The organism is Paenibacillus sp. 2KB_22, assembly GCF_052115745.1.
Taxonomy (GTDB): Bacteria; Bacillota; Bacilli; order Paenibacillales; family Paenibacillaceae; genus Paenibacillus.
This window is the reverse complement of the sequence record NZ_JBFRHG010000005.1, coordinates 302,958-312,445: the sequence shown is the minus strand read 5'-3', so window position 1 is coordinate 312,445 and position 9,488 is coordinate 302,958. Positions and strand designations below refer to the sequence as shown.

Here is a 9,488-nt window from a genome sequence, read left to right as displayed (position 1 = left end):
AGCACTCGACTGTTAATCGAGTTGTCACAGGTTCGAGCCCTGTTCGGGGAGCCATATGGAGAGGTGTCCGAGCTGGCCGAAGGAGCACGATTGGAAATCGTGTAGGCGTCACAAGCGTCTCGAGGGTTCGAATCCCTCTCTCTCCGCCAGATAATTTTTTTAGCAAGGCCCGTTGGTCAAGGGGTTAAGACACCTCCCTTTCACGGAGGTAACAGGGGTTCGAATCCCCTACGGGTCATATTTATGGAGGCTTAGCTCAGCTGGGAGAGCATCTGCCTTACAAGCAGAGGGTCGGGGGTTCGATCCCCTCAGCCTCCACCATATAAACTTTATAACGACGCGGGGTGGAGCAGCCCGGTAGCTCGTCGGGCTCATAACCCGAAGGCCGCAGGTTCAAATCCTGCCCCCGCAATTAACTTTCCTTGAGAAAGTACTATGGAACCGTGGTGTAGTTGGCCTAACATGCCTGCCTGTCACGCAGGAGATCGCGGGTTCGAATCCCGTCGGTTCCGCCATTTTTAATTAAATATACACCTTGCCGGTGTAGCTCAACTGGTAGAGCAACTGACTTGTAATCAGTAGGTTGGGGGTTCAAGTCCTCTCGCCGGCACCATTTTTAGTATTTACATCTGAATTTGTAATCGAATGTATATTATAGATACAGTTGTTAATACTAAGATACTCTTAGTGGATGAATGGCTTACTCTATGGCGATCGTGGCGAAGTGGTTAACGCACCGGTTTGTGGATCCGGCATTCGGGGGTTCAATTCCCCTCGATCGCCCCATGATTTTTTAATGGGGATTAGCCAAGCGGTAAGGCAACGGACTTTGACTCCGTCATGCATAGGTTCAAATCCTATATCCCCAGCCATTTCATTATTTTGAGTCATTAGGGTAGAGCATCGCCTTGCCAAGGCGAGGGTCGCGGGTTCGATTCCCGTCTTCCGCTCCAATATTTGCGCCCTTAGCTCAGCTGGATAGAGCGTTTGACTACGAATCAAAAGGCCGGGAGTTCGAATCTCTCAGGGCGCGCCATTATTTTCATACGTATCGGGATGTAGCTCAGCTTGGTAGAGCACCTGGTTTGGGACCAGGGGGTCGCATGTTCAAATCGTGTCATCCCGATTTTTTTATTTTGCGGGTGTAGTTCAATGGTAGAACTTTAGCCTTCCAAGCTAATAGCGTGGGTTCGATTCCCATCACCCGCTTCCTAGATATATTGAAAGAGCTCTTGCTTATTGCAGGAGCTCTTTTTGTATTAGCATTTAAACTCTACATTAGCTTACTATACAAGTATTTAAATTCAAGGAACGACAAAGCTCCTCTTTCTACGATGCACGCAGGAAGAGGAGCTTGCCGTGTTTCAATAGTACGACGACTAATAGTTAGTATCTCTCAAGAATCGTCTGTGTCTTCAAGCCATCCGCAGGAATCAGCCAGTTGTTGTTCTCCAGCAATTGCAGCAGTTGGGTACGCAGGCCGGATACGGCTACCGCATCATCGGTTTTGAAAGAGACCTCTACGATATTCTCAGTACCTGTACCCGCTGCATTACGGATCGGCCATACTTCGAGTGTAAGCTCTTGACCATTCCATGTACCTTCATAACGTTGGAATGTGATAGGGCCATATGCACGGGATTGCGTCAGTTGCTGCTTGCCCCAGTTGGAGGCAGACCAGTTTTTCAATTTGCCAGGGAGCTTGTCCAGTAACATGTTCAAGGCTTCTTGCTCTGAAGGAAGCTGAACACCTGTTGCTTGGGTATCGACTTTTTTGGTGTTGGAGAAGCTTAGCGTTTGTTTGCCGTATCCCCAATCAATCTCAGCCTCGTAATTATCATCTGATTTATCGAATCCTTCTTGGTTAGCTAGTGTCAGCGCTGCGTTGATATCACCATTAATGATAGGGTACCGTTTTTTGTAGGTCAGTTCGTAGTTGTTTTTATCATCCTTCTTGCGAAAACGAACATTCCATCCTTGCTCATCCAGTCCGAGCGCATTGGTGTCAAAGTACTCTACGTTAATGTTTCTTGGTGTGGAACTCAGGCCGAGGGTCTGAATCACTTCACTGCGTGGTGTTCCATCTGTATTGAGCACGATTTCCGGCTTGGCCAGAAACTTCACTTCATAAGCAGGAACGGCATTGGCAGCAGCTGAAGCCTGGGGTGCTCCCAGAAACGTCAGTCCACTTCCCAATGTTACGATGCTCAGCATGAATGAGGCGGTTACCTTTTTCCACTTTTTCAAAACCAATCACTCTCCTAATCTGGATTAACGTACAGATCCCACTTTATCGTCCGAGTATCTGAAAGCGATTAACGGGGAGCGCACATTGCGTTAACCCTGCATAGATTTGATGAATGGCAAACGATAGTTTATAGAGGATCAGGGTAATCAGCTACGGGAAATGGGGAAGCCGTGACTCACCTCTCGCAGCACTTCTTTGAAGCGGTTTACCTGAACTGAAGGGTGGCGGTCCTTGTTATGTACGGTGTATATATGGCGGGGTGCCTGCTCTCCCGGAATGGGGAGAACCTGAATGAGCCCGTGCTGCTCCTCCCACTGTACTGCCATCCGTGACATGAACGAGACATGCCCCCCGATTAACACAAGCTGTTTGATTGCTTCCAGGGAATCCATCTCCACGGTGCTCCGCAAACGAATGTCATGCTGCGCGAGCCATTGGTTGGTTAGTCGCCGAGTACTGGATTCGTTGCCATGTAAGGCAAATGGGATCTGAGCAATATGCTCAGGCGTCAATGGTTCCTTCTGGGCCAACCCATGCTGCGGAGAGCAGATTAATACCAAGTCATCTTCACATAACGTCTCAGCTTGTAGCGCGGGTCCGACAAACGGTTCCGAAGAGATCACCCCCAGATCAATCTGATGCCGAATTAACATCTCGCGAATAACAGGTGATGGTTTGACGGATAAGACGATGCGAATGCCAGGGAATTCCTGAGAAAAGGTATTGAGTATGGCGGGCAGCAAATATGTAGCCGGTACATAGCTTGCCCCAATGTGCAGAGTGCCCCGATAGAGACTGTCATATTCCTTCACTACCCGCCTTGCCTCTTGGGTCAGAGCATTGATCTTGACGGAATAGTGGAGCAGGGCTTGTCCGGCCTCGGTTAGAAAGGTCTTTCCGCTGCGCGATTCGAATAATCGCACGCCCATCTCTTCCTCCAATGACTTCATATGAAATGTAACGGTGGGTTGTTTGATCCCCAGTAACTCGGCCACGCTTGTCATGTGATGATGCTTGTCGATCAGCTCAACAATTTGCAGTTTGATCAGATTCAATGTCTCAACACTCCTCTCACTTCTACTAACCCCAATATATAAGATGATCTAATGTTTTTCATAAAGACGGAGAGTACAGAACCAATCTGAAGAAGCGAAGCGTTCGCCTTTATCCCCGGATTTCTCCCTTAAAAAGGGAGTATAAGAAATCTGGGGATAACAGCGATCGGAAGATGGTGCTGTAATCGAAGCGAAAACATGAAAATTAATTTAGTTCACCTACTATAGATTTAATCTATGAACATCAACAGAATTCATCTAAAAAGTTAATTCCAATTTTACATACAAGACATACAACTCGCGAAAGCGGACGTTAGACTGATAACAGTGCAAGAGATCAAGTAACAAAAGAGATCAAGTAACAGAAGACAGGCAGGGATGCTTATGAAATTAGAGATAACGGGAATTCAAAAATCATTTAATCAAACACCCGCACTGCTGCCGACAGATCTAACGCTTGAACATGGCAAGTTCACGACACTGCTTGGCCCATCGGGCTGTGGCAAAACAACACTGCTCCGTATGTTGGCCGGGCTGGAACAGCCGGATGCGGGGGAGATTCGTGCAGATGGTGAGTATATCTACTCTGCGGCGAAGCGGATTGATATACCGACACACAAGCGTAATCTGGGCATGGTGTTTCAGGATTTTGCATTATGGCCGCATATGACCGTATATGAAAACGTAGCGTTTGGCCTAAAGGCCGGAAAACAGAAATCCGATCTGCGGCAAAAGGTGAACGAAGCACTTGGCATGGTTCGCCTGCAAGGCATGGAAGATCGATATCCTCATCAGCTGTCTGGTGGACAGCAGCAACGGGTTGCTTTTGCCAGAGCCGTAGCCGTCAGACCTGGTGTGATTCTGTTCGATGAGCCACTAAGTGCACTGGATGCTGTACTTCGGGAAGAGATGCGGATTGAGATGATGTCCTTGGTACGGGATATGGGACTGACTGCGCTGTACGTCACACATGATCAGATTGAAGCGATGTCGATGTCGGATGAGATTGTGGTGATGCAGAAGGGGCAGATATTGCAAAAGGGAAGCCCGGAAACGATCTACTCGGAGCCAAGTGATCCCTATGTCGCTTCGTTTATCGGAAAGTCCAACTGGCTCACGCCTAATCAATCGATGGTGCGTCCAGAGCATGTCACCTGGAACAAAACAGGTCATGACGATCTGTGTTATCCGGGAACTGTACTCAGCGTCAGCTATGTAGGTGAACGTTACGAAGTGCGAGTGCAGATGGAAGGACTGGGCGTATGGACAGCCTATATGAACCAAAGAGTACGCGTAGGGGAGAGAGTGCAGCTCCACATTGCTCCCGAGCGGATATGCCGAATGGATGGTTATGACAACCCAATTATGAAGCAGAATGAAGCAATCGAATTGGCATATTAAATTGGTGAACGAGCACGCAGTTGGAAGCAGGAATACACATTTTATAAGAAACCAGGGGAGATGGATGGATATGTTGGGTATGAACACACGGAAAAAGAGTGCAATGCTGTTATTAACGGCGGTAATGAGTATCAGTTTGTTCGGATGTAGTACGGGGAACACAACCACAGGAAATGCGGCACAACCCGCGGGTGAAGGAAACACAGCAGCGGCGGCGGAGACAACGAAACCGGCTGGCGGCAAGTTGGTATTGTACAGTGCTGGCCCACAGAAACTGGCCGATAACATCGTGAGTGGATTTACAGACAAAACAGGAATCGAAGTCGAAATGTTCCAGGGAACGACAGGCAAAATCCTGGCTCGTATGGAAGCTGAGAAATCCAATCCGGTAGCAGACGTTGTAATCCTGGCCTCCTTGCCTTCAGCACAGGCTTTGAAAGCCGATGGTTTGACCATGCCTTACCCCGAAGCAGCCAATGCGGACAAGCTGAACAAGGACTGGTCGGATACAGAAGGCAACTATTTTAGCAGCAGTGCTTCCGCACTGGGTATTGTGTATAACACCAAACTGGTATCTACCCCACCAACAAGTTGGGCAGATCTTGCTACGCCTGCGTGGAAAGATGCAGTGAACATTCCCGACCCTACATTATCAGGTTCAGCACTCGACTTCATCACAGGATACCTGAGCGCGAACGGTGAAAAAGGATGGGACCTGCTCAGTGCCTATAAAGCCAATGGTGTAGCGATGGCAGGAGCTAATCAGGAGGCCCTTGATCCCGTTATCACGGGTGCCAAAAGCATCGTAGCAGCAGGTGTGGATTACATGGCGTATTCCTCCAAGGCAAAAGGTGAACCACTGGATATCGTATATCCTGAAGAAGGCACGGTAATCAGCCCAAGACCGGCAGCAATTCTGAAATCCAGTCCGAATGTAGAGAATGCCAAAGCGTTCATCGACTACTTGTTGTCTGACGAAGCACAGAAACTCGTTACAGATGCCTACCTAATACCGGGCCGCGAAGACATTGAAGCGACTAACCGTACCAATGTGAAGGATATTCCACAACTGAAAGTGGATTGGAACTGGATGAGCGAACATGGCGAAGAGACTGCGGCGCGTTTCTCCGAGACGTTTAAGTAAGTACTTTTGCATAGGCAAACACCGAAAGAAGACCAAGTATAGAGACAATTAGGCAAAAGGAATACCTGCTGTCTGTGGAAAGTCATGTGAGGTGAACGTAGTGAAACTTGTTGGAATGGACAACAACCGTATTTTTCGGAGAGTGGGCGTGATTCTGGCCCTCTTTCTGCTGACCATAAGCATTGGCGTGCCGCTCTTGCTGATTTTCTGGCAAAGTGTCTATGTGGACGGACAATGGGACTGGATGGCACCGATTCGCACGATTACGGGACATCATCTGTCGGGTGTACTTCTGAATTCCGTCTGGCTTGGCATCTGCGTTGTGGCGGTAACTACATTGTTGGCACTGCCGCTCGCCTGGATGATGGCAAAGACCCGGATGGGAGAACATCGCTGGGTCGATGTCATCCTGATGATTCCATTCATGACTCCGCCGTATATCGGTTCCATGGGATGGATTCTGTTTATGCAAAAAGGGGGATACCTCCAGCAATGGATACCCTCATCTGCGAGTTGGAGTGAAATGTTCTTCAGCTTCTGGGGTATGGTGCTCATCATGAGCTTGCACCTGTTCCCCTTCCTGTACTTGCTGCTTCGGGATGCATTGATTCGCATCGGCGGCAATCTGGAAGAAGCGGGAGCCGTGCACGGTGCACGTGCAGGGTACCGTTTCAGACGCATTATTTTACCCTTATTGTTGTCGTCCTACGGCATGGGGATCATGCTGGTCTTTGTCAAAACGATTGCGGAATTCGGTACACCGGCAACCTTCGGGCGCAAGATTGGCTATTATGTCATGACCTCCGAAATTCATAAGTACATCTCCAGTTGGCCGATTGATTTCGGTAAGGCGACTTCACTGGCATCGGTGCTGCTGTCCGTCTGTCTGGTGATGTGGTATATGCAGTCTGCCATGAGCCGGAAATTTACGTATCGTCTGGTGGGTGGCAAAGGGCAACGTTCGAAGCGATATTCCCTTCGTGGCGGAGCCGGATGGTTATGTGGGGCATATCTTGCAATCCTGTTGATCCTGTCGATAGGTATCCCGTATTTCTCCATCATCGCCGCTTCGACCATGAAGTTACGGGGATCGGGAATTGCTTTTGATAATCTGACCTTGGATCATTACAAAGAGCTGTTATCTTGGGGATCGGTGAGTATGAAGGCCATCGGGAACAGTCTGGGATTATCCCTCGCGGCTTCAACCGTTGCTGTTATTATCGGTACGGGGTTTGCGCTCGCGATCGGCAGATCATCTTCATTCATGCAGCGTGTGATTGACTTGTTCAGTCTGTTGCCAAATACGGTGCCGGGTATCGTGATGGTTGTGGGTCTGATTCTCTTCTGGAACTCCCCCTGGATGCCTGTCACGTTGTATAACACCTATGGCATGGTTGTGCTCACGTACGTTGTTCTCTTCTTGCCTTACACCGTGCAGTATGTAAAATCGAGCTTTACCCAGATTGACGGAACATTGTTCCAGGCGGGTCAAGTGTTTGGCGGTAAGCCGCTGTATATTCTGCGGCGAATCCTGATCCCATTGATTCTGCCCGGCATGCTGGCGGGCTGGATGATGACCTTTACGATTGCAACAAGGGAACTGGTGGGTTCGTTGTTGATTCTTCCGCCGTCCATGCAGACGTCGGCTACGTATATTTTTGCCCAATTTGAACAAGGTCAAGTGTCGCTCGGAATGGCGATGGCCGTTGTGACTGTAGGCATGACGGTGCTCATGCTGCTTGGAATCGAAATGCTGAATTCAAAGAGAAAGTGGAATGCATCATGATCAAACTTAACGTATGGGGCGGTGCAGGCGAACATGGACGTTCCGCCTATCTCCTGAGCGGGAGCCGGTTTCGCCTTTTGCTGGATTGTGGTGTCAAAAAAGAAGGCACGGGCCAGTATCCGCTGATTGATCCGGAAATTGTACCACAACTGGACGCGGTCCTCTTGTCTCACGCCCATGAAGATCATTCGGTCGCCATCCCACTGCTGTATAAGATGGGCTACCAGGGTGAAGTGTGGACGACAAGGGAGACGAGGGAGCAGCTGGGTACGTATTTTCGGGCATGGCGCAGCAACATGGAACGAGCAGGACATGTAATACCATATGACAAAGCTGACGAGCTGCGTATTCGATACAGGTTCCTGGAAAACGAGGCAGAGCGAGGCCATTGGTTTGAAATTATACCTGGGGTGGCGGCAGTCTGGGGGCGTAGCGGGCATCTGGCGGGTTCGGTCTGGTTCGGTCTGGAGATGGAGGGCAAGCGGATTCTGTACTCCGGCGATTATACGTCGGAGTCTATGCTTCTACAGAATGACGATGTGGCCGACGGATTCCGGCGGGCAGACCTGAATCGCCATAACCGCGTATGGGCTGTTCCTGTTCCAATTCAAAGCCTTCAGGATATGTCCAACTCCAACGCGCCCAATGCAAAAACGGATGCGAACTGCGAACAGGCCAGCGAGTTGGTAATGGGCCAAGCTATGGGACAAACGCTGGCTGATCAAGCAGTATATGCTCAGACCCTTGCTGCTACAGGATCTACCGGATCAGAGACAGCACTAAGCTCATCTGCAGTGATACACAGCAACATCCTTACCGAGCAAATGCACATGAGAGAAAGTATAGAAGCTATGGCATCCATGTCTAACTCATCCCAGGTTAAGCTTGATCTGGCGATCGTGGATGCTGCCTATGGTACGGACCAGGATACGCAGGCCGATAAACTGCAACAACTGGAGAGCGCGATCAGCAGTGCGATTACTCGGGGAGGCAAGGTGTTATTACCCATGCCTGCAGTGGGCCGTGGCCAGGAGATGATCCTATGGGCACAGCAATGTTTTCAGGACATTCCCATTATAGTGGAACAGAAACTGGTGGATGGGATGACTCAGTTACATCGTGTTCCCTATTGGCTCAGGAAGGGAGAACTGACTCGGGAAGGTTCGCCTGCGGACAGCATCGATCTTTTTCTGAGCGGAGAAGGTTGGGCAAAGACATCTACCGAGGAAGAACGTCTGCAGTTGCTGGAACAACATCATGCTTCCCTATGGTTTGTACCGGACGGCATGATGCAGTCCTCACTTGCACGTTGGTACTATGAGAGATGGGCATCGGATGAGAAAAATCTGATTCTGCTCACCGGGCATGTTGCTGCCGGAACTTTTGCCGATGAGTTATTGAAAAATCCAGAAGAGTATGGCAAATGTGAAGTTAGGAAATTGCGTTACAAAGTTCATCAGGGTTGGAGGGATGTCGAGCAGATGTTGGGCCGGATATCGGCACGGCATACCGTGCTTGTGCATACCGACCTTGCGGAGACGGAACGGTTGAGACAAGGTTTGCTTGATGAAGTTTCATCCGTGGAAGCTGATATCTATGCGTTGTCTCCAGGAGATGAGTTATCCTTTTAAAAGCGGGTAAGAATGAACAGGTTTTCGCTGAGGGCGGGCGAGAGCCTGTTCTGGCGTACCGTTCTTGCCTTCATATCGGAAAGAGTAGGAAAAGATACATAGAGAGTGGTTAACCTTTATCTGGTGTAATTTAATTTCACATAAAGTTTGACTTGTGAAATTTTATATCATATACTGGGTAAAATGTTGGCAGATGACGTGATCATCGGGTCTTGCAGGAGGT

General features: G+C 49.3%; 6 protein-coding genes and 11 tRNA genes. 15 read left to right on the top strand and 2 right to left on the bottom strand.

Annotation, left to right across the window (positions count from 1 at the left end):
- Positions 1-57 precede the first annotated feature (57 nt).
- From AB4111_RS25440 to AB4111_RS25390, 11 genes are all read left to right on the top strand, one after another.
- A tRNA-Ser gene (locus AB4111_RS25440) sits at positions 58-149 on the top strand.
- A 17-nt stretch (positions 150-166) separates the two neighbouring features.
- Positions 167-238 (top strand) — tRNA-Glu (locus AB4111_RS25435).
- Between the two features lie 7 nt (positions 239-245).
- Positions 246-321, top strand: a tRNA-Val gene (locus AB4111_RS25430).
- Between the two features lie 17 nt (positions 322-338).
- A tRNA-Met gene (locus AB4111_RS25425) sits at positions 339-412 on the top strand.
- A gap of 25 nt (positions 413-437) precedes the next feature.
- A tRNA-Asp gene (locus AB4111_RS25420) sits at positions 438-515 on the top strand.
- 22 nt (positions 516-537) lie between these two features.
- Positions 538-613 (top strand) — tRNA-Thr (locus AB4111_RS25415).
- Between the two features lie 97 nt (positions 614-710).
- Positions 711-786: transfer RNA gene (locus tag AB4111_RS25410), tRNA-His, on the top strand.
- An 11-nt stretch (positions 787-797) separates the two neighbouring features.
- Positions 798-872: transfer RNA gene (locus tag AB4111_RS25405), tRNA-Gln, on the top strand.
- 87 nt (positions 873-959) lie between these two features.
- Positions 960-1,036, top strand: a tRNA-Arg gene (locus AB4111_RS25400).
- Positions 1,037-1,052: 16 nt separating this feature from the next.
- A tRNA-Pro gene (locus AB4111_RS25395) sits at positions 1,053-1,126 on the top strand.
- A 12-nt stretch (positions 1,127-1,138) separates the two neighbouring features.
- Positions 1,139-1,209 (top strand) — tRNA-Gly (locus AB4111_RS25390).
- A gap of 177 nt (positions 1,210-1,386) precedes the next feature.
- On the opposite strand, the gene AB4111_RS25385 is transcribed toward AB4111_RS25390, so the two are convergent.
- Positions 1,387-2,247 (bottom strand): hypothetical protein, encoded by an 861-nt coding sequence (locus tag AB4111_RS25385; RefSeq protein WP_442033702.1) that lies wholly within the window; start codon positions 2,245-2,247, stop codon positions 1,387-1,389.
- A 147-nt stretch (positions 2,248-2,394) separates the two neighbouring features.
- Positions 2,395-3,303, bottom strand: a complete 909-nt coding sequence (locus tag AB4111_RS25380; RefSeq protein WP_442033701.1) for a LysR family transcriptional regulator — start codon at positions 3,301-3,303, stop codon at positions 2,395-2,397.
- A 384-nt stretch (positions 3,304-3,687) separates the two neighbouring features.
- Here AB4111_RS25380 and AB4111_RS25375 point away from each other — a divergent pair, with 384 nt between their 5' ends.
- The 4 genes from AB4111_RS25375 (at position 3,688) to AB4111_RS25360 (ending at position 9,265) form a co-directional block, all read left to right on the top strand.
- Positions 3,688-4,704: an ABC transporter ATP-binding protein gene (locus AB4111_RS25375; RefSeq protein WP_442033700.1), complete on the top strand. Its 1,017-nt coding sequence runs from the start codon at positions 3,688-3,690 to the stop codon at positions 4,702-4,704.
- A 70-nt stretch (positions 4,705-4,774) separates the two neighbouring features.
- Positions 4,775-5,848 carry an ABC transporter substrate-binding protein gene (locus tag AB4111_RS25370; protein ID WP_442033699.1) on the top strand — a complete coding sequence of 358 codons (1,074 nt, stop codon included), beginning with the start codon at positions 4,775-4,777 and terminating at the stop codon, positions 5,846-5,848.
- A gap of 115 nt (positions 5,849-5,963) precedes the next feature.
- Positions 5,964-7,634 (top strand): ABC transporter permease, encoded by a 1,671-nt coding sequence (locus AB4111_RS25365; protein ID WP_442033715.1) that lies wholly within the window; start codon positions 5,964-5,966, stop codon positions 7,632-7,634.
- Complete coding sequence (locus AB4111_RS25360) at positions 7,631-9,265, top strand: MBL fold metallo-hydrolase (protein WP_442033698.1); 1,635 nt, start codon at positions 7,631-7,633, stop codon at positions 9,263-9,265. The genes AB4111_RS25365 and AB4111_RS25360 overlap by 4 nt, the downstream gene beginning before the upstream one ends.
- Positions 9,266-9,488 lie beyond the last annotated feature (223 nt).

Excerpts from the sequence above, each read along its gene's own strand:
- AB4111_RS25375 (WP_442033700.1), top strand. The coding sequence starts at position 3,688 with ATGAAATTAGAGATAACGGGAATTCAAAAATCATTTAATCAAACACCC.
- AB4111_RS25370 (WP_442033699.1), top strand. The coding sequence starts at position 4,775 with ATGTTGGGTATGAACACACGGAAAAAGAGTGCAATGCTGTTATTAACG.
- AB4111_RS25365 (WP_442033715.1), top strand. The coding sequence starts at position 5,964 with ATGGACAACAACCGTATTTTTCGGAGAGTGGGCGTGATTCTGGCCCTC.
- AB4111_RS25360 (WP_442033698.1), top strand. The coding sequence starts at position 7,631 with ATGATCAAACTTAACGTATGGGGCGGTGCAGGCGAACATGGACGTTCC.